The following is a 20,033-nucleotide window of genomic DNA, read 5'->3' as shown; positions in this document are numbered from 1 at the left end:
AAGAAGGAGTTTTTGCGAAAATATGAAAAAAACGAAAGAACACGTAATCAAAACCATAGAATCGGGCAGCATTGCCGAAGAGCTGGAGCTGGAGCCGGGAGACGTGCTGGTGGCTGTGAACGGCCAGCCGGTGAAAGACGTCTTTGACTATCACTATCTGATCAATGAGGAATATCTGGAGATTCTGGTCCGCAAGGCAGACGGCGAGGAGTGGGAGCTGGAAATCGAGAAGGAATACGAGGACGATTTAGGCATCGAGTTTGAAAATGGCATGATGGACGATTATCGTTCCTGCAGCAATAAATGTATCTTCTGTTTTATTGATCAATTGCCGAAGGGCATGCGGGATACCCTGTATTTCAAGGACGATGATTCCCGGCTTTCTTTTTTGCAGGGCAATTATGTGACCCTTACCAATATGAGTGACGAGGATGTACAGCGCATCATCACCTACCGCATGGAGCCTATTAATATTTCCTTCCAGGCCATGCACCCGGAGCTTCGCTGTCAGATGCTTCATAACCGCTTCGCCGGGGACGCCCTCAAAAAGGTGGATCGTTTCTATGAGGCGGGCATTGTTATGAACGGTCAGATTGTGCTCTGCAAAGGTGTCAACGACGGTAAAGAGCTGGAATACAGCATTGAGCAGCTGGTAAAATATCTGCCTTATCTGCAGAGTGTCTCGGTGGTGCCGGTGGGACTGACCCGTTACCGGGACGGCCTGTATCCTCTGGAACCTTTTACAAAAGAGGACGCGTGCGCAGTGCTGGCCCTGATTCACAGCTGGCAGGATCGTCTCTATAAAGAATATGGCAGCCATTTCATTCACGCAGGCGACGAGTGGTATCTGCTGGCAGAGGAGGAGATTCCGACAGAAGACAGCTACGACGGATACATGCAATTGGAAAATGGCGTCGGTATGATAAGGCTTCTGCAAGAAGAGGTGCGTGAAGAACTGGCAGCCCTGGCTGGAGACGATTGCGAGCGCCGTGTGACCATAGCCACCGGCGAACTGGCAGCACCGATTCTCGAAGAGCTTGGTCAGGAGATTAAAGCCAAATATCCAAAACTGGATTTGCAGGTAAAAGCCGTGAAAAATGAGTTTTTTGGCGGTAAGATTACCGTGGCCGGCCTTCTGACCGGACAGGATCTGAAAAAGCAGTTAGCCGACCTGAACCTGGGCGAGGAGCTTTTGCTGACCGAGCATATGATGAAGAGCGGCGAGCAGGTATTCCTGGACGATGTGACCGTGGAAGAACTGTCCGGGGCTTTACAAGTGCCCATAACTATTGTAAAATCAGACGGAAAATCTTTTCTGGATGCCGTACTCGGCCGATCTGAGAATTAAGATAGAGTATCAAGAAGAATAGGAGAAATTAGAGAATGAGTAAACCGATAGTAGCGATTGTCGGACGCCCGAACGTGGGAAAATCCACCCTGTTCAACGCGCTTGCGGGGGAGAATATTTCCATCGTAAAGGACACGCCCGGCGTAACAAGAGACCGTATTTACGCGGATGTAACATGGCTGGATCACGCATTTACCCTGATTGATACCGGTGGAATCGAGCCGGACAGCAGCGACATCATCCTGTCCCAGATGCGGGAGCAGGCCCAGATCGCCATTGATACTGCGGATGTGATTATCTTCCTGGCGGATGTGCGTCAGGGGCTGGTGGACGCGGATTCCAAGGTGGCGGATATGCTGCGCCGTTCCAGAAAGCCGGTAGTGCTGGCTATCAATAAAGTGGACAGTTTCCAGAAGTTTATGGCGGATACCTATGAATTTTATAATCTGGGTATCGGCGATCCGGTGCCGATTTCCGCGGCTTCCCGACTGGGTATCGGCGATCTGCTGGACGAGGTCGTGAAGCATTTCCCGGAGCAGACCGGTGAGGTTGAGGAGGATGACCGTCCCCGTATTGCTATCGTCGGAAAACCGAATGTGGGAAAATCTTCCATTATCAACAAGCTGATCGGCGAGAACCGCGTCATCGTATCAAATATCGCGGGAACCACCCGTGACGCCATCGACACTGAGGTGCGCCGGAACGGCAAAGACTACATTTTCATTGATACGGCAGGACTGCGCCGGAAGAACAAGATCAAAGAGGAGCTGGAGCGCTACAGTATCATCCGAACCGTGACAGCGGTGGAGCGGGCCGACGTGGTCATTCTGGTCATTGACGCGAAAGAGGGCGTCACCGAGCAGGACGCGAAGATCGCCGGTATCGCCCATGAGCGCGGCAAGGGCATCATCATTGCAGTCAATAAGTGGGATGCCATCGAGAAAAATGACAAGACCGTCTACGAATATACCAATAAGATCCGCAATATCTTATCCTATATGCCTTACGCGGAGATTACGTTCATTTCCGCTGTGACCGGTCAGCGTCTGCCGAAGCTCTTTGAGCTCATCGACATGGTGATCCAGAACCAGAATCTGCGCGTGGCCACCGGCGTGCTGAACGAGATTATGACTGAGGCCGTTGCCCTGCAGCAGCCGCCCTCAGATAAAGGAAAGCGTTTGAAGCTTTTCTATATTACACAGGTGGCGGTAAAGCCGCCCACCTTCGTCATTTTTGTAAATGACAAGGAGTTGATGCATTTCTCCTACACCAGATATCTGGAAAATAAAATCCGGGATGCGTTCGGCTTCAAGGGAACCGCTCTGCGGTTCCTGATTCGGGAAAGAAAGGGAGAACAGTAATGATACGTCTGGTATGTGTGGCGATCGGCTATGTGTTTGGACTGTTTCAGACAGGTTATATCTATGGAGAATTAAAAGGTACGGATATCCGCCAGCATGGAAGCGGCAACGCGGGAGCCACCAACGCGCTCCGGACGCTTGGCTGGAAGGCAGGCCTTATTACCCTGCTGGGAGACTGCTTTAAGTGTGTCTTCGCGGTGCTTCTGGTACGCGCCCTGTTTGCGGGCCGTTATCCGGATGAAAATATGGGCGTGCTTCTGGGAATGTACGGAGCCCTGGGTGTGATTCTGGGGCATAATTTTCCTTTTTATCTGAAGTTTAAGGGCGGAAAAGGCATTGCGGCTACCGCAGGTCTGTACCTGTCCCTGGATCCGGTTATGACCCTGGTGGCCGTTGTATTATTTGGAGGCGCCGTGGGCGCGACCCGTTACGTATCCCTGGGGTCTATTCTGGTCAGCATCTGGCTGCCGGTGGGAACGATTCTGTTTGGACAGCAGGGAAAGTGGGGACTGTCCCAGGGACATCTCTATGAGCTCTACGCGATTACGATTTTCCTGTGCCTGATGGCTATCTTCCGCCACAGAAAGAATATCGGAAGACTCTTAAACGGTACGGAGAGCAAGCTTGGACAGAAAGCGAAATAAAGGAGAAATACTATGGCGAAAACAGGTGTGATTGGAGCAGGCAGCTGGGGAACGGCTCTTGCGCTGGTGCTTCACAATAACGGGCACGAAGTGACCCTCTGGTCTCACTCGGCGGCTTCGGTGGAGAGCCTTTTAAAGAACCGGGAGCTTAAGGATAAGCTTCCGGGCGTAAAGATTCCCGAAGCGATTCAGATTACCAATGATTTGCAGCAGGCCGTGAAGAACATGGACATGCTGGTGCTGGCGGTTCCGTCCGCCTGCATCCGCAGCACGGCCCACAATATGGCTCCCTGCGTGGCGGACGGTCAGTTAATCGTATGCGTATCCAAGGGCATTGAGGAAAGCACATTGAAGATTATGACCGAGGTCATCGAAGATGAGATTCCAAACTGCCGTGCGGCGGTATTGTCGGGACCCAGCCATGCAGAAGAAGTTAGCCGGGGCTTACCGACTACGGTGGTGGCAGGCGCCCATGACCGGGAGACAGCAGAGTACATCCAGAATCTCTTTATGAATCAGGTATTTCGTGTATACACAAGCCCGGATATGCTGGGCATTGAGCTGGGCGGTGCCCTGAAAAATGTGATTGCGCTGGCGGCAGGTATCGCGGACGGCCTGGGCTACGGCGACAACACAAAGGCAGCCCTCATTACCCGGGGAATCGCGGAAATGAGCCGCATCGGCACCGCCATGGGCGGACGCCAGGAGACCTTCAACGGCCTGTCCGGTATTGGCGATCTGATTGTAACCTGTGCCTCGGTACACAGTCGGAACCGCAGGGCCGGTTACCTGATGGGGCAGGGCCGCACCATGCGGGAGGCTATGAACGAGGTGAAAATGGTGGTCGAAGGCGTCTATTCCGCCAAGGCAGCTGTGGCTCTTGCACGGAAATATAACATCGAAATTCCGATTATCGAGCAGGTCAACAAGGTACTATTTGAGGACAAGTCCCCAAAGGAGGCCGTGACCGAGCTGATGCTTCGCGATAAAAAAATCGAAAATTCACAGCTCCCCTGGGAGTAGGAGGGAGGGCCGCCTGTGCGCTGTTACAACTGCAATAAGAAATTTGACTACGAGAAATACTATGGCATCTGCCCCAAATGCGGCTGCTTCAACCGACAGGAAACTGCTGAGGAGCAGCATGAGGCCGTGCATGACCGCTTTGGCGACCGCTCTGACGAAGATTGCCACAGAAGCCATCGCACCTACAGCGCCCATCCCGGCGAAGAACGGGATGGAAGCTTTACTTATCAGGAGGATGGCTATACTTATACAGCTTACGAAGGGGAGACGGCAAAGAAAAAGGGCGTGGGCTTCTTTGTATTCTGCCTCCTGTTCTTTATCGTCAGTATCTTCCTGTTTGTGGGAACCATGAACTATACGACGACCAGAACTATGACGAGTGTGATTGTATCGGATACGAACGACGGAAACAGTGTGGAAATCGTGGAAAACCGGGTGGGCGATTCCTTTATTTTCCAGGATGGCATCACCCTGCAGGCACTGGAGTGCCGGGAAGTGGCGGATCAAAACGTCTTCCCGACCATGGAGGAAGGCAAAAAGCTGGTGGCAGTCCATGTACAGGGCGAGAGCGACGGCCAGTACGAGGATTACAACGGGCTTTATGGTATCTATCTGGAGACAGAAGGCCATTACCGGGAACCCATTTCCAGTTATTATTTTGAACCCTACGCGCAGATTCTGGGCGTGTATCCGGCGCTGGATGACAGCTCCTTCAAAGGGGAGACATACTGCGACGGCTGGTACGGTTTCCTGGTGGATGCTGACGCGGACACAGCAGTACTGTGGTTGGACGAGTACGACTGCACGGACTGGGACGGAGGCAACCTGCTCCGCAGCCATAGGATCGAGCTGCCCATCAAGAGCCTGACCGATGATGAGGCCGCAGAATTGGAGCAGGCCGCAGATGAGGCAGAGGCGGAAGGTCTGCTGCCGGAAGAAATCTTCATTGACGAGACGGAAGTAGAAGGCCAGTCATCAGAGGAAATTTCTGTTGATGAGAATGGCAATCTGTCCGTTGCGGTACCCAGTCCGGAAGACTTTGAAGCGCAGGATGGAGGTGCCGGGGATGGAATCTAGGACAACGGAGAAAAATACACTGATATTTCGGATTGTCGGCAGTATCTTTCTGGTCTTGGGAATTATTTTCCTGGCAGTCACCCTTAAGCTTTGGCTCAGAGGGAGTATTCCCGGCATGATGACCGCGGATACCGGTGGCTCCTACTGTACTCTGGAACCCATCGGCAGCGAACGCCTGGGCGACACCTACGAGGGCGCACAGGCAGAGGACGGCTACACCTTCTACCGGCTGGATTTCCAGGTCACCAACGAGGGAGATGAGACCCGCTACATGGACAACTACTACGGTATCTATTTTAACGAGGATAACGGCAGGTATAACGATGTACTGGACTGGTGGGGCACCGAAGAAGAGGAGTCCCGCCCCCGATTCCTGTTCGAAGACTACGACTACACCTACCTCCCCGCAGGCCGCATCGGTACCTATCAGCAGGTTGTGCAGATCCTGGACGGCGTGAAGAGCTTTACGGTGGATTATTATCCGGGGGACTCCAGTGGAGAGAGAATTAGTTTTGAGATGACAATCGAATAACGGACATAGAATCAAACGTAAATCTCCGGGGAGAAACAGAAAGCCCTCGGGGGACGTTAGCCGATTTTCCGTAGGGACGAGCAGGAAAATCAGCGTGTCCCCCGAGGGCTTTCTGTTTCTCCCCGGAGTCTACAACCTTCCGTTCTATCAACCTCATTTTCCAAAATTAAGCATTGACAAAAAGCACCTCGCGGTATACAATGTAAAAAGTGATGCGGCACTTTAACACGTCAAAGCATTGTGACGTCAAAGCGTCAGCGCCGCAAAATGGAGGATATACAGGAGGATATACTATGAAAAAGTTACTCGCATTAGCACTGGCAGGAACCATGACCCTGTCACTGGCAGCCTGCGGAGGAAGCAAGGCTGATACCACAACCGCAGCAGAAACCACAGAGACCACTGATACCGCAGACGCGGCTTCCACAGATGGACAGACCTACACCGTAGGTATCTGCCAGCTGGTACAGCATGAGGCACTGGACGCAGCAACACAGGGCTTCAAGGACGCTATCGTAGAAGCACTTGGCGAAGACAATGTAACCTTCGAGGAGCAGAATGCATCCGGAGATTCCGCTACCTGTGCGACCATCATCAATCAGCTTGTATCTGACAATGTAGACCTGATTCTTGCAAATGCCACACCGGCTCTCCAGGCAGCAGCACAGGGAACCGATACCATCCCGGTACTGGGAACCGCTGTTACCGAGTATGGCGTAGCACTTGATATCGACAACTTCGACGGCCTGGTAGGAACCAACGTATCCGGAACTTCTGACCTGGCTCCGCTTGACCAGCAGGCAGCTATGCTGAACGAGCTGTTCCCGGATGCGAAGAATGTAGGACTTCTGTACTGCTCTGCTGAGGCAAACTCTCAGTACCAGGTAGACACCGTACAGGCAGCTCTGGAAGATCTGGGCTATACCTGCAAACAGTATTCCTTCTCTGATTCCAATGACCTTTCTTCTGTAGCAACTACAGCAGCAAGCGAGAGTGATGTCATCTACGTGCCGACTGACAATGCAGTAGCATCCAACACCGAGATCGTCCGCAACATCTGTGAGCCGGAGAAGGTTCCGGTAATCGCAGGTGAGGAAGGTATCTGTGCAGGATGTGGTGTGGCAACTCTTTCCATCAGCTACTATGACCTGGGTGTAGCTACCGGTAAGATGGCAGTGAAGATTCTGACCGGCGAGGCAAACGTATCCGAGATGCCGATCGAGTACGCACCGGAGTTCACAAAGAAATACAATCCGGAGCTGGCAGAGGCTATGGGCGTAACCATCCCGGATGACTATGTAGCAATTGAGACAGCAGAGTAAGCTGTAACAGCGCATTTTGCATGAATTTAAAAAGCGGGTAAAAAGGACTTCCCTTTTTGCCCGCTTTTTGATATAATATTGAAAGCTTTACGCAATTTTGCGTAATTACAAGGCAGGAGGAAGTAAAAAGTGGATATTTTAAAGTTTTTGAATGCTCTGCCGGGACCCTGTGCCCAGGGACTGATCTGGGGTATTATGGCAATCGGCGTGTACATCACCTATAAGGTGCTGGATCTGGCAGATCTGACTGTGGACGGAACCATGGCTACCGGCGGCGCGGTCTGCATTATGATGATGCAGAGCGGTCACTCTGTATGGACGTCTCTGTTTGTGGCATTCCTGGCAGGCATGGTGGCAGGGCTGGTAACCGGACTGTTTCATACGGCTATGGGAATCCCGGCGATTTTGGCCGGAATTCTGACACAGCTTGGCCTCTACTCCGTGAATCTTCGTATCATGGGAGAAAAGGCAAATCAGGCGCTGGCGTTCGGTAAATACGACCAGCTTGTATCCCTGCGCTGGGTTAAGGGTGTTCCCTTCTATCAGAACACCAATTTCGTAGCGGGCATATTTGTACTGTTTATCATTGCGATTCTCTACTGGTTCTTCGGAACCGAGCTTGGCTGCTCCATCCGTGCGACCGGTAACAATGAGAACATGTCCAGAGCCCAGGGTATCAACACCAACACCAGCAAAATGCTCGGTCTGATGATTTCCAACGGCATCGTGGCACTGTCCAGCGGACTGTACGCTCAGTACAATGGTTTTGCGGATGTCAATGCGGGTCGTGGCGCCATCGTTATCGGACTGGCAGCCGTTATCATTGGAAATGTTCTCTTCGGAAAAATCAGCCGTAACTTTGGCTTTAAGCTGTTTACGGTGGTGCTTGGCGCTATCATTTACTGGATTGTATACCAGCTGGTTATTATGGCGGGCTTAAACGCCAACGACATGAAACTGATTTCCGCTCTGGTCGTAGCTATTTTCCTGGCTATTCCGTACCTGAAGGGCAAATATTTTGCAAAACCGGTAAAAAAGGGAGGTACGGCAAATGCTTAGAGTAGAAAATGTATGGAAGACCTTTAACGCAGGCACCGTAAATGAGAAAACCGCGCTGGCAGGCCTGAACCTGCATCTGAACGAGGGTGATTTCGTTACCGTTATTGGTGGCAACGGAGCCGGAAAGTCCACCATGCTGAACGCAGTGGCAGGCGTATGGCCGGTAGATGAAGGAAAGATTTTTATCGACAGCGTAGATGTGACAAAGCTGCCGGAGCATAAGCGCGCGGCTTATCTGGGACGTGTATTTCAGGATCCCATGACCGGAACCGCAGCAGGCATGCAAATCGAGGAAAATCTGGCGCTGGCTGCCAGAAGAGGATCGAAGCGTTTCTTAAAGCCCGGTATTACTCAGAAGGAGCGGGAGTATTATAAAGAGCGTCTGGCAAGTCTGGGTCTGGGTCTCGAGGATCGACTAACCAGTAAAGTGGGCCTTCTGTCCGGCGGACAGAGACAGGCGCTGACCCTTCTGATGGCTACCTTGAAGAAACCGCGTCTGCTGCTTCTCGATGAGCATACAGCAGCCCTGGATCCGAAGACCGCTGCCAAGGTACTGGACGCCACCGACCGCATCGTTGGCGAGGATCAGCTGACCACCCTGATGATCACCCACAATATGAAGGATGCCATCGTACACGGCAACCGTCTGATCATGATGTACGAGGGCCATATCATATACGATGTGGCGGGCGAGGAGAAGAAAAACCTGAAAGTATCCGACCTGCTGGCCAAATTCGAGGAGGTCAGCGGCGGCGAGTTCGCCAACGACCGGATGATGCTGACTAATTAGGGGATGAAATCGGAGTAAGATTCCCTGTTTAAAAGGTTGACAACGGGTGTCGAACTTGGTAGAATCAATAGAAAGCTTTGACTGCGCGGACAGGACAACTGTCCGCGCAGTGAACACTTAAAAGGGAAGGGAAAACTATGAAACGAGTTGTATTTTCTATTCTGGTCGACAATACTTCCGGCGTGTTAAGCCGTATCGCAGGCCTGTTTAGCCGCCGTGGTTACAATATCGACAGTTTGACGGTTGGTGTAACCGCCGATCCCCGTTATTCCCGAGCTACCGTAGTAGCCAAGGGCGACGAGATTATTATGCAGCAGATTGAGAATCAGCTGAATAAGCTGGTAGACGTGATTGATATCAAGCGCCTGGAGCCCGAGACTTCTATCTGCCGCGAGCTGATTATGATTAAGCTGAAGGTCAGTGAAGAGAACCGTCAGTCCCTGATCGCCGTAGCGAATATTTTCCGTGCGAAGATTGTGGATGTGGCGAAAGAATCTCTGGTCATCGAGCTGACCGGTAATCAGTCCAAGATTGAGGCATTTATTGATCTCTTAAGCGGATATGAGATTCTGGAGCTGGCGAGAACCGGTATTACTGGCCTGTCCAGAGGTACCTTCGATGTGAAGATGTACGACGAGGACGGCAAACTGATGGATTACGATTTCAGCTAATCCGACAGTACTTATGTTACGATACTTCAGGTGACTACATTACCGGCTGCTGGCCGGATGCCGCCGCCTCAAGCATAAATTATTTACACAAAGTAAAATGGAGGAATGAAAAAATGGCAAAGATCTATTATCAGGAAGACTGCAATCTGTCTCTGCTGGATGGAAAAACCATCGCAGTAATCGGATACGGCAGCCAGGGACATGCACAGGCACTGAACGCGAAGGAGTCCGGATGCCATGTCATTATCGGTCTTTATGAGGGAAGCAAATCCTGGAAGAGAGCAGAGGAGCAGGGATTTGAGGTTTATACAGCGGCAGAGGCTGCAAAGCGCGCAGATATTATCATGATTCTGATCAACGATGAGCTGCAGGCAGCTATGTACAAGAAGGATATCGAGCCGAACCTGGAAGAGGGCAACATGCTGATGTTCTCTCACGGTTTCAACATCCATTTCAATCAGATCGTACCGCCGAAGAACGTAGACGTTACCATGATCGCTCCGAAGGCACCGGGCCACACCGTAAGAAGCGAGTATCAGGCTGGTAAGGGAACTCCCTGCCTGGTAGCGGTAGAGCAGGATGCGACCGGCAAAGCTCTGGAGTATGCTTTGGCATACGGCCTGGCTATCGGCGGAGCAAGAGCCGGTATCCTGGAGACCACATTCAGAACCGAGACCGAGACAGACCTGTTCGGTGAGCAGGCAGTTCTGTGCGGCGGCGTTTGCGCTCTGATGCAGGCTGGTTTCGAGACTCTGGTAGAGGCTGGTTACGACCCGAGAAATGCTTACTTCGAGTGTATCCATGAGATGAAGCTGATCGTAGACCTGATTTACCAGTCCGGCTTTGAAGGAATGCGTTATTCTATCTCCAATACTGCAGAGTATGGTGATTACATTACCGGACCGAAGCTTATCACAGAAGAGACCAAGAAGACCATGAAGAAGATCCTGAAGGATATCCAGGATGGTACCTTCGCAAAGGACTTCCTGCTTGATATGTCTCCGGCAGGCGGACAGGCTCACTTCAAGGCTATGAGAAAGCTGGCTGCTGAGCATCCGTCAGAGAAGATTGGAAAGGAAATCCGTAAGCTGTACAGCTGGAATGGCCAGGACAAGCTGCTGGATAACTAGTTAGAATATGAAGGAATGGAGCAGAAAAGTATATGTAGAGCTGCCCCGACCCTGTGAGGAGGACCACAGATCCATGCAGAAGCGGCTTTTGGCTGCTCTGCGGGACTGTGGTTCTTTTTATACGGGAGACTCGCAGAGCGTGTTTTCTCACGTTGTTCGGGATGAGGCAGATATCAGGATCCGCCCGGCGGTACTGAATGATTGTCTGGCGATCTGCGAGCAGGCAGATTGGCAGGTGACGGCGTCCCTGGGTTTCGACGGACGTGTCTGGGAACTGCTTGCGCTGGAGCCGGGCGATACTGCAGCACAGCATTATGGCCTCTGCGCGGATTTGGGCAGTACTACGATTATAATGGAGCTGGTGGATTTAAATACCGGAGAGACGCTTGCCTCGGAAAGTGTATTCAATCCGCAGATCGCTTACGGGGACGATATTCTGACTCGGATCTTCTATACTAAGGATCATCCGGAGCGGCGCCGTGAGCTTCAGGAGGCTACGGCAAAGGGATTCCGGAAGCTTATGGTTCAACTTTCGAAAGAAACGGGCGTGGATACCAGGAAGTGCAACATCCTGACCGTGGCGGGCAATACGACCATGATGCATTTCCTACTGGGGCTGGATGCTTTCGGGGTTTTTCAGTCGCCCTACGCGGTACAGACTCTGGAGCCGGAGGTATGCCGGGGAGCGGAACTTGGAATTCCGGTACAGGGCTTTGTATACCTTTGTCCGGCCATGGAGAATTACCTGGGCGGCGATATCATCAGCGGTATGCTGGCTACGGGGCTTCCCGACCGGGAGGAGATCAGTGTCTTCCTGGATGTGGGAACCAACGGCGAGCTGGTGGTGGGCAATCAGGAATTCCTGCTGGCAGGCGCAGGCGCGGCAGGCCCGGCCCTGGAGGGCGGTTCGGTCCGTACCGGTATGCGGGCGGAGAACGGCGCGGTGGATAGCGTAACCACGGAAAACGGACGGCTGAAGGCACATGTAATCGGTGAGACAGAGGCGAAGGGCATCTGCGGCTCCGGTATCGTGGATCTGCTGGCAGAGCTTTATCTGAATGGCTGGATTGATCTGCGGGGGAGATTTCAGGAAGCGGAAATTCGGACGGAAGAGAGCCGAGACGAGGATGAAAAAGAGAAGCTTCGGATTCCCGGACTTAAAAAGCTCCCCATGCGCGACGCAGCTTCCGAAAAAGATATGGAATACGCCATCGAATACGCCCAGGGTCTCTATTTTTACCAGAGCGATATCGACGAGTTCATCCGCACCAAGGCGGCGGCCATGACTATGGTGGAATACATGATGAATCTGATTGGTCTTGGCATGGAAGACGTGGGCCGCTTTTATGTGGCCGGAGCCTTCGGCACCCACATCGACAAGGAGTCGGCGGTGACCATCGGCATGTACCCGGATATCGACCGGGACAAAATCATTTCCCCGGGAAATACATCCCTGCAGGGGGCGAAAAAGCTGTTACTGGATCGAAGCCTTACCGAAAAGGCAGAGGAGATCATCGAACGGATGCAATACGTCCAGTTTGGCGCGGTGGAGGAGTTCATCGAGCTCATGCGCGCGGCCCAGGCGATTCCGCATACAGATTTGCAGCGGTTCCCAACCGTGGAGCGGCGGCTTTTGGAACGGCAGGCGGCGAAAGCAGAAAAATAGGGAACAGCGGGCGGCTAAGATAAGCCGCCCGCAAAAGCTATGAAAAATGGTATGAAAAAAATGTCGCGAAAAAATCGGATTGTACCGAAAAAAACTCTTGAACATCAAAAAAAGTTATAGTATAATAACTTCAATTTGAGGGAAAAAGACTGGAAATGCGAGTGGGCATGGTATGTCTTTTTTTTTTGAGAAAGTATATACAAAGAGACTATATTTTTGAAAGGAACAGGTGGACGAATGAAAGCTTTTCTGATATTGGAAGACGGACATGTGTTTACAGGCACCAGCATTGGCTCGGAACGCGAAGTGATAAGTGAGATCGTGTTCAACACGTCAATGACCGGGTATCTGGAAGTGCTGACTGATCCCTCTTACGCGGGACAGGCAGTGGTAATGACTTATCCGCTGATTGGTAATTATGGTATATGTTATGAGGATATGGAGTCCGGACGTCCCTGGCCGGATGGATATATTGTTCGGGAGCTTTCTCGTCTTCCCAGCAATTTCAGAAGTACAGATACCATTCAGAATTTCCTGAAAAAATATGATATTCCCGGAATCGCAGGTATTGATACCCGTGCCCTGACCAAGATTTTGCGTGAGAGCGGCACCATGAACGGTATGATTACCACAAAAGAATATGATAATCTGGACGAGGTACTGCCCCGTTTAAAGGCATACCGTACAGGTAAGGTGGTAGAAAAGGTAACCTGCAGAGAAAAATCCGTGATGAAGCGGGACGGTTATAAGGTAGCTCTTCTCGACTTCGGCGCAAAGCGCAATATTGCCCGTTCTCTCTATGAAAGAGGCTGTGAGGTTACGATTTATCCGGCAGATACAAAGGCAGAGGAGATTATCGCGTCTAATCCGGACGGTATCATGCTGTCCAACGGCCCCGGAGACCCCAAGGACTGCGGTCCCATCATCGACGAGGTGCGGAAGCTCTATGAGAGCGATATCCCGATTTTTGCCATCTGTCTGGGACATCAGCTGATGGCCCTGGCCACAGGCGCGGACACCTACAAGCTGAAATACGGCCACAGAGGCGGCAACCATCCGGTGAAGGATCTGGAGACCGGAAGAGTATACATTTCCTCCCAGAACCACGGCTATGCCGTAGATGTGAACAGCCTGAACCCGGCCGTAGCTACGGCAGCCTTTGAAAATGTCAATGACAAAACCAACGAGGGTCTGAAATACACCGGTAAGAACATTTTTACCGTACAGTTCCATCCGGAGGCATGCCCGGGTCCCCAGGATTCCGGCTACCTGTTTGACCGGTTTATTCGCATGATGGAGGTGAAGAAAAATGCCTAAGAATCCGTCTATCAAAAAAGTACTTGTCATCGGCTCCGGCCCGATCATCATCGGCCAGGCAGCCGAGTTCGACTATGCGGGCACCCAGGCATGCCGTTCCCTGAAGGAGGAGGGCATCGAGGTAGTTCTTTTAAATTCCAATCCGGCCACTATCATGACCGATAAGGATATCGCGGATCGTGTATACATCGAACCGCTGACTGTCGAGGTGGTAGAGCAGCTGATTCTGAAGGAGCAGCCCGACAGTGTACTGCCGACCCTGGGCGGTCAGGCAGGACTGAACCTTGCCATGGAGCTGGAGGAGCGCGGCTTCTTAAAGGAGCACAACGTACGTCTCATCGGAACTACTTCCGAGACCATCAAGAAGGCCGAGGATCGTCTGGAGTTCAAGAGCACCATGGAGAAAATCGGCGAGCCCGTGGCGGCTTCCGAGGTAGTAAAGGACGTAGAGGCAGGTATTGCCTTTGCCAATAAAATCGGTTACCCGGTGGTACTCCGTCCGGCATACACCCTGGGCGGCAGCGGCGGCGGAATTGCCCACAACCAGGTGGAGCTGGAGGAGATTCTGGCCAACGGTCTCAGACTTTCCCGTGTGGGCGAGGTTCTGGTAGAGCGCTGCATTGCAGGCTGGAAAGAGATCGAGTATGAGGTTATGCGCGACAGCGCCGGCAACTGCATCACCGTATGTAACATGGAAAATATCGACCCGGTCGGCGTACACACCGGCGACAGTATCGTCGTAGCTCCCTCCCAGACCCTGGGCGATAAGGAGTACCAGATGCTGCGTACCTCTGCCCTGAATATCATCAGCGAGCTGAACATTACCGGCGGCTGCAACGTCCAGTATGCCCTGCATCCGGAAAGCTTTGAATATTGCGTGATCGAGGTAAATCCCCGTGTCAGCCGTTCCTCCGCACTGGCTTCCAAGGCTACAGGCTACCCCATTGCCAAGGTGGCAGCGAAGATCGCTCTGGGTTATACCCTGGATGAGATTCCCAATGCCATTACCGGACAGACCAAGGCCAGCTTTGAGCCCATGCTGGACTACTGTGTTGTGAAGATGCCCCGTCTGCCCTTCGATAAATTTATCAGCGCAAAGCGTACTCTGACCACCCAGATGAAGGCCACCGGCGAGGTCATGGCCATCTGCAATAATTTCGAGGGCGCTCTGATGAAAGCCATCCGTTCCCTGGAACAGCACGTGGACAGCCTCATGTCCTACGATTTTACAAATCTTTCCAAAGAGGAAATCCTGGATCAGCTTCATGTGGTGGACGACCGCCGTATCTGGCTGATTGCGGAAGCCATCCGCAAGGGCATTTCCTATGAGGAGATTCATGCCATTACCCAGATTGATATCTGGTTCATTGATAAAATTGCGATTCTGGTGGAAATGGAGCAGGCCCTGAAGAGCGAGCCCCTGACGCCGGAGCTCTTAAAAGAAGCGAAACGGATCGAGTTCCCGGACAATGTCATTGCCCGCCTGACCGGCAAGACGGAGGAGGAGATTAAAGAGCTCCGTTATGCCAACGGCATTACCGCTGTATACAAGATGGTAGATACCTGCGCGGCAGAGTTCGAGGCAAGCACACCCTACTACTACTCTGTATTTGGCAGTGAAAATGAAGTCGTAGAAACAAAAGACCGCAAGAAGGTACTGGTTCTGGGCAGCGGCCCCATCCGCATCGGACAGGGTATCGAGTTCGACTTCTGTTCTGTACACTGTACCTGGGCTTTTGCGAAAGAAGGCTATGAGACCATTATCATCAACAATAACCCGGAGACGGTAAGTACCGACTTTGATATTGCAGATAAGCTGTATTTCGAGCCCCTGACTCCGGAGGACGTGGAAAGCATTGTGCGTCTGGAGAAGCCGGACGGAGCAGTCGTGCAGTTCGGTGGACAGACTGCCATTAAGCTGACCGAGGCCCTGATGAAGATGGGCGTGCCCATTCTTGGAACTTCTGCGGAGAACGTGGACGCGGCAGAGGACAGAGAACTTTTTGACGAGATCCTGGAGCAGTGTCAGATTCCGAGACCCAAGGGACATACGGTATTTACCGCCGAGGAGGCAAAGAAGGCAGCAAACGAGCTGGGCTATCCGGTTCTGGTTCGCCCGTCCTACGTACTGGGCGGCCAGGGCATGCAGATTGCCATCAACGATAAGGATGTGGAAGAGTTCATCGGCATCATCAACCGGATCGCCCAGGAGCATCCGATTCTGGTAGATAAGTACCTGCAGGGCAAGGAGATCGAGGTAGACGCGGTCTGCGACGGCGAGGATATCCTGATTCCGGGTATCATGGAGCATATCGAGCGCGCGGGTATCCATTCCGGAGACAGTATTTCCGTATATCCGGCCAAGAGCATCAGCGAAAAGGTAAAGGCTACCATCGAGGAATACACGAAGCGCCTGGCCCGCTCCTTACATGTCATCGGTCTGATCAATATTCAGTTTATCGCGGTGGGCGACGAGGTATACGTCATCGAGGTAAATCCCCGTTCCAGCCGTACGGTTCCCTATATCAGTAAGGTAACCGGTATTCCGATTGTGCCGCTGGCTACCAAGGTGATTCTGGGTTATAAGATTAAGGATCTGGGCTATCAGCCGGGCCTTCAGCCGGAGGCAGATTATTATGCGGTGAAGATGCCGGTATTCTCCTTTGAGAAGATCCGCGGCGCGGACATCAGCCTGGGACCGGAGATGAAATCCACCGGTGAGTGTCTGGGTATTGCCAAAACCTTCAACGAGGCCCTTTACAAGGCGTTCCTGGGCGCAGGCATCCGTCTGCCCAAGCATAAGAATATGATTATGACTGTCCGGGACGAGGATAAGGAAGAAGCAGTGGAGATTGCGAAGCGCTTTGAGGCGCTGGGCTACTGTATCTATGCAACCAAGGGCACCGCAAGAGCGCTCATGGAGGCAGACGTCTCCGTGCGCCTGACCAGAAAGCTGGAGCAGGAGTCCCCCAATATTTTGGATCTGATTCTGGGCCATAAGATTGACCTGATTATCGACACGCCCTCCCAGGGTGTGGATCACAGCCATGACGGCTTTGTTATCCGTAGAAATGCCATTGAGACAGGCGTCAATGTGCTGACTGCTATTGATACGGCGAAGGCGTTAGTGACCAGTCTGGAAAATACGGATGTGAAGACGCTTAGTCTGATTGATATTGCGACGATTTAAGGGAAACAGAATAGAAGAACAGCAGAAAGGGCTTTCCGGGAGGAGAGTCCTTTTTGCTGAAAGCTTCCTGTGTTTTGGATTTCATACAAAGCCGGTCGGGAAGAAGCGTTCACAGCCTGGCTTTTTTGTGCTACAATGGATACAGATTTTTTCAAAAAAGGCGGTGGGCGTATGGAAAAGCAGATTTTCCGGAATTTTACAAAGGAACTGGCGGCAAAGCTTCTTCCGGCACGGAACCCGGACGGTCATAAGGGTGATTTTGGACGGGTCAGCATTACAGGCGGAAGCGTGGGATTTACGGGAGCTCCGGTGCTGGCGTCCTACGGCGCTGCCCGCAGTGGCAGCGGTCTGGTCTTTCTAGGAGTGCCGGAGCCCATCTACGGAATCGTGGCGTCTCATTGCCTGGAGGTCATGCCCTCGCCACTGCCTGCGGGCCGGGAACGGATATCCAAGGATGCGTTTTTCCCGATTCTGGAGCGGTTAAACAGCTGCGACGCCGGGCTTCTGGGGCCGGGCCTGGGACGTTCTCAGGAGCTTTCCAAATTGATAAGCAAAATTCTGGAAGAAACAGAGACGCCGCTGGTCCTGGACGCGGACGGGCTGTACGCCATCAAAGACCGAAAGGAGATCCTGCAAAAGCGGGCGGAGAGGGGACTGCTTACGATTCTGACGCCCCATGAAGGAGAATTCCGTTATTTGGGCGGCGATTTGACGCTCGGACGGGAAGCGGCGGCGCTGGATTTTGCAAAGGAATACGGCTGTATTCTGGTATTGAAGGGACCCGGGACTGTGACTGCGCTGCCGGACGGAAGCTGCTATGTGAATCCTACCGGAAATAACGGGATGGCCAAGGGCGGAAGCGGCGATGTGTTGGGCGGTATGATACTGGGTATGCTGGGGCAGATGGTGGCTGCGCACAAACATGACGGAAGGTACACAGGTAATTCTATACGGACAGAGGCAATAGAACAGGCGCAGGAAGATAGCTTATTTTTGAAAGAAGCCGGACATATGACCGCCCTGGCTGTATATCTTCACGGCCTGGCCGGAGATCTGGCCCGGACAGAACTGGGCGAGTACGGTATGCTGCCCTCAGATCTGACCGCGCAGATTCCGGCGGCGATTCTGGAGGTTCAGAAGAACCAATCACATCATTTTTAAAGCGGGAAAAAGAAAGCTTTACACATAAAAATCAGACAGCAAAAGGGGAAAACACAATGGTAGATATGAAAAGCCTGCTGACCATGCAGGGCATGATGTTTACGATGCTCCTGGTGGGCGTCTTTATCAGAAGAAAGGGAATCGTCACATCGGAGGGACGCAAGAGCCTGACCAATCTATTGGTCAACCTGATTCTCCCCTGCAATATTCTCTACGCCTTTTCCAAGTCGGACACCTCGGCCTTCGGCTCCATGGTTATCGTCATCATCATGTCAGCCCTGATTCAGCTGACCTGGTACATCTTAAGTAAATTTTTATGGAAAAATATGGACGACAGCCGCCGAGGCATCATGCGCTACGCCTTCCAGTTCGCCAACTGCGGCTACTTGGGCAATCCGGTCATCGAGGGTCTGTACGGCGCGCCGGGACTGGTGTACGCCTCCGTGTTCCTGCTTCCGGTGCGGATATTCATGTGGAGCGTAGGGTTAGAATGCTTTCAGGAGGGTGCGGGCAATTTTTCGAAAACCTTGAAAAGAACAATCACACACCCGTGTGTATTGGCGACCATCATCGGCGTGGTATGGATGTTTTTCCCCCAGGTGAAGCTGCCGGATTTCCTGTATAATACGATTAACGGCTTTAACCAGTGTCTGACGCCTATGACCATGCTGACCATCGGCTTTATCATGGGAGAGACGGATATGCGCCGGATTTTCTGCAAGGATCTGGGCGTTATTACCGTACTGCGTCTGGGCATCCAGCCCCTTATCGTGCTGGGAGTCTGCTACCTGCTCCATCTGGAGCCTCTGGTGGCGGAGGTCATCACCGTCCTGGTCTCTATGCCGGTGGCCAACACCACAGCCCTGCTGGCCTCCCAGCATGACTGCGACTACGGCTTCGCCAGCGGCCTGGTGGTGTTCACCACTCTGGTGTCCATGGTGACGATTCCCATTTACGGAATGCTGGTGGGTGTCGTGTTTGCGTAAAATCAGATTTATCTGAGAAATATCTTAGAATATCTCAGAAATGGCGGGAAAACGCTTCGGCAGTACTTGTCGGAGCGCTTTTTTTATGCTATTCTAATACAGGGTGTGGGCACTTGTCGGACGAGTGCCTGTTTTATTACGCGATCAACGAGTCAAAGTCTGTGCTTGCACGAGACCTTGACGGTGCTAAGCGCCAGTGGCGCTTGTTCAGCACCGACCGAAGTGGAACGTAGATGCCGCGATAACGAGTAAAATTCGCGAAGCGTATTTTATCTCGTTGTGACGTAAAAGATATGAGAGGTGCATTTTATGAAATGGAATAAATACACATTGAAGACCCGGACCGAGGCCGAGGATCTCATCAGCAGCATGATGCAGGACGCGGGTATCGAGGGCATCGAGATTGAGGACAAGGTGCCGCTGACCCAGCGTGAAAAGGAGCAGATGTTCGTGGACATTCTGCCGGAGGGACCGGCGGACGACGGTGTGGCTTATATCAGCTTCTATCTGGAGCCGGACACGGATCAGGAGGAAATGCTGGACAAGGTACGAGAGGGCCTGAAGGAAATCGCGGGCTGGGGCGTGGATATCGGAGAAGCTACCATTCAGGCATCCGAGACTGAGGACAAGGACTGGATTAACAACTGGAAAGAGTTCTTCCATCAGTTTTATGTGGATGACATTCTGATCAAGCCCTCCTGGGAAGAGGTAAAGCCGGAGGATCGGGAGAAGCTTCTGATTCAGATTGATCCGGGA

Annotated in this window: 17 protein-coding genes; all 17 read left to right on the top strand. The window is 52.4% G+C overall.

Going from position 1 to position 20,033, the window contains the following annotated elements:
- The first annotated feature begins 22 nt into the window (after positions 1-22).
- Positions 23-1,348 carry a DUF512 domain-containing protein gene (locus ACTRC3_RS08740; RefSeq protein ID WP_178038704.1) on the top strand — a complete coding sequence of 442 codons (1,326 nt, stop codon included), beginning with the start codon at positions 23-25 and terminating at the stop codon, positions 1,346-1,348.
- Positions 1,349-1,383: 35 nt separating this feature from the next.
- Positions 1,384-2,709, top strand: a complete 1,326-nt coding sequence (gene der / locus ACTRC3_RS08735) for a ribosome biogenesis GTPase Der (RefSeq protein WP_440322793.1) — start codon at positions 1,384-1,386, stop codon at positions 2,707-2,709.
- Positions 2,709-3,353 carry a glycerol-3-phosphate 1-O-acyltransferase PlsY gene (gene plsY, locus ACTRC3_RS08730; RefSeq protein ID WP_178038706.1) on the top strand — a complete coding sequence of 215 codons (645 nt, stop codon included), beginning with the start codon at positions 2,709-2,711 and terminating at the stop codon, positions 3,351-3,353. Before der ends, plsY begins: the two co-directional genes overlap by 1 nt.
- A gap of 12 nt (positions 3,354-3,365) precedes the next feature.
- Positions 3,366-4,376, top strand: a complete 1,011-nt coding sequence (locus ACTRC3_RS08725; protein WP_440322792.1) for an NAD(P)H-dependent glycerol-3-phosphate dehydrogenase — start codon at positions 3,366-3,368, stop codon at positions 4,374-4,376.
- A gap of 15 nt (positions 4,377-4,391) precedes the next feature.
- On the top strand, positions 4,392-5,453 hold the full coding sequence (locus ACTRC3_RS08720) for a hypothetical protein (RefSeq protein WP_440322791.1): 1,062 nt from the start codon (positions 4,392-4,394) through the stop codon (positions 5,451-5,453).
- On the top strand, positions 5,443-5,985 hold the full coding sequence (locus ACTRC3_RS08715) for a hypothetical protein (protein WP_440322790.1): 543 nt from the start codon (positions 5,443-5,445) through the stop codon (positions 5,983-5,985). Before ACTRC3_RS08720 ends, ACTRC3_RS08715 begins: the two co-directional genes overlap by 11 nt.
- 293 nt (positions 5,986-6,278) lie before the next feature.
- Positions 6,279-7,307, top strand: a complete 1,029-nt coding sequence (locus ACTRC3_RS08710; protein WP_178038711.1) for an ABC transporter substrate-binding protein — start codon at positions 6,279-6,281, stop codon at positions 7,305-7,307.
- Positions 7,308-7,436: 129 nt separating this feature from the next.
- Positions 7,437-8,366, top strand: coding sequence for an ABC transporter permease (locus ACTRC3_RS08705; protein ID WP_440322789.1), 930 nt, complete (start codon positions 7,437-7,439; stop codon positions 8,364-8,366).
- Entirely contained in the window at positions 8,359-9,156 is a 798-nt protein-coding gene (locus tag ACTRC3_RS08700) for an ABC transporter ATP-binding protein (RefSeq protein WP_349164165.1), read from the top strand. Before ACTRC3_RS08705 ends, ACTRC3_RS08700 begins: the two co-directional genes overlap by 8 nt.
- Positions 9,157-9,293: 137 nt before the next feature.
- Positions 9,294-9,827 carry an acetolactate synthase small subunit gene (ilvN, locus tag ACTRC3_RS08695; RefSeq protein ID WP_178038714.1) on the top strand — a complete coding sequence of 178 codons (534 nt, stop codon included), beginning with the start codon at positions 9,294-9,296 and terminating at the stop codon, positions 9,825-9,827.
- A gap of 74 nt (positions 9,828-9,901) precedes the next feature.
- Positions 9,902-10,957 (top strand): ketol-acid reductoisomerase, encoded by a 1,056-nt coding sequence (gene ilvC, locus ACTRC3_RS08690; protein ID WP_349164300.1) that lies wholly within the window; start codon positions 9,902-9,904, stop codon positions 10,955-10,957.
- 7 nt (positions 10,958-10,964) lie between these two features.
- The gene (locus ACTRC3_RS08685) at positions 10,965-12,623 is read left to right on the top strand and encodes an ASKHA domain-containing protein (RefSeq protein ID WP_178038716.1); all 1,659 of its coding nucleotides are present in this window, start codon (positions 10,965-10,967) and stop codon (positions 12,621-12,623) included.
- A 237-nt stretch (positions 12,624-12,860) separates the two neighbouring features.
- On the top strand, positions 12,861-13,940 hold the full coding sequence (locus ACTRC3_RS08680) for a carbamoyl phosphate synthase small subunit (RefSeq protein ID WP_178038717.1): 1,080 nt from the start codon (positions 12,861-12,863) through the stop codon (positions 13,938-13,940).
- Positions 13,933-17,130 (top strand): carbamoyl-phosphate synthase large subunit, encoded by a 3,198-nt coding sequence (carB, locus tag ACTRC3_RS08675; RefSeq protein WP_440322788.1) that lies wholly within the window; start codon positions 13,933-13,935, stop codon positions 17,128-17,130. Before ACTRC3_RS08680 ends, carB begins: the two co-directional genes overlap by 8 nt.
- A 171-nt stretch (positions 17,131-17,301) precedes the next feature.
- The gene (locus tag ACTRC3_RS08670; RefSeq protein WP_440322787.1) at positions 17,302-18,291 is read left to right on the top strand and encodes an NAD(P)H-hydrate dehydratase; all 990 of its coding nucleotides are present in this window, start codon (positions 17,302-17,304) and stop codon (positions 18,289-18,291) included.
- 56 nt (positions 18,292-18,347) lie between these two features.
- Positions 18,348-19,277, top strand: coding sequence for an AEC family transporter (locus ACTRC3_RS08665; protein WP_440322786.1), 930 nt, complete (start codon positions 18,348-18,350; stop codon positions 19,275-19,277).
- Between the two features lie 309 nt (positions 19,278-19,586).
- On the top strand, positions 19,587-20,033 hold a 447-nt coding region (locus tag ACTRC3_RS08660), incomplete at its 3' end, for a 50S ribosomal protein L11 methyltransferase (RefSeq protein ID WP_440322785.1).

This window comes from Laedolimicola sp. (assembly GCF_051972735.1).
GTDB classification, from domain to species: domain Bacteria; phylum Bacillota; class Clostridia; order Lachnospirales; family Lachnospiraceae; genus Laedolimicola; species Laedolimicola intestinihominis.
Note: the sequence above shows the minus strand (reverse complement) of the source record. Positions and strands in the feature narration are given on the sequence as shown.

Coding starts and splice junctions, on each gene's coding strand:
- ACTRC3_RS08680 (WP_178038717.1), top strand. CDS start 12,861: ATGAAAGCTTTTCTGATATTGGAAGACGGACATGTGTTTACAGGCACC.
- ACTRC3_RS08685 (WP_178038716.1), top strand. CDS start 10,965: ATGAAGGAATGGAGCAGAAAAGTATATGTAGAGCTGCCCCGACCCTGT.
- ACTRC3_RS08740 (WP_178038704.1), top strand. CDS start 23: ATGAAAAAAACGAAAGAACACGTAATCAAAACCATAGAATCGGGCAGC.
- ACTRC3_RS08670 (WP_440322787.1), top strand. CDS start 17,302: ATGGAAAAGCAGATTTTCCGGAATTTTACAAAGGAACTGGCGGCAAAG.
- ACTRC3_RS08700 (WP_349164165.1), top strand. CDS start 8,359: ATGCTTAGAGTAGAAAATGTATGGAAGACCTTTAACGCAGGCACCGTA.
- ACTRC3_RS08715 (WP_440322790.1), top strand. CDS start 5,443: ATGGAATCTAGGACAACGGAGAAAAATACACTGATATTTCGGATTGTC.
- der (WP_440322793.1), top strand. CDS start 1,384: ATGAGTAAACCGATAGTAGCGATTGTCGGACGCCCGAACGTGGGAAAA.
- ACTRC3_RS08725 (WP_440322792.1), top strand. CDS start 3,366: ATGGCGAAAACAGGTGTGATTGGAGCAGGCAGCTGGGGAACGGCTCTT.
- carB (WP_440322788.1), top strand. CDS start 13,933: ATGCCTAAGAATCCGTCTATCAAAAAAGTACTTGTCATCGGCTCCGGC.
- plsY (WP_178038706.1), top strand. CDS start 2,709: ATGATACGTCTGGTATGTGTGGCGATCGGCTATGTGTTTGGACTGTTT.
- ACTRC3_RS08665 (WP_440322786.1), top strand. CDS start 18,348: ATGGTAGATATGAAAAGCCTGCTGACCATGCAGGGCATGATGTTTACG.
- ilvN (WP_178038714.1), top strand. CDS start 9,294: ATGAAACGAGTTGTATTTTCTATTCTGGTCGACAATACTTCCGGCGTG.
- ACTRC3_RS08710 (WP_178038711.1), top strand. CDS start 6,279: ATGAAAAAGTTACTCGCATTAGCACTGGCAGGAACCATGACCCTGTCA.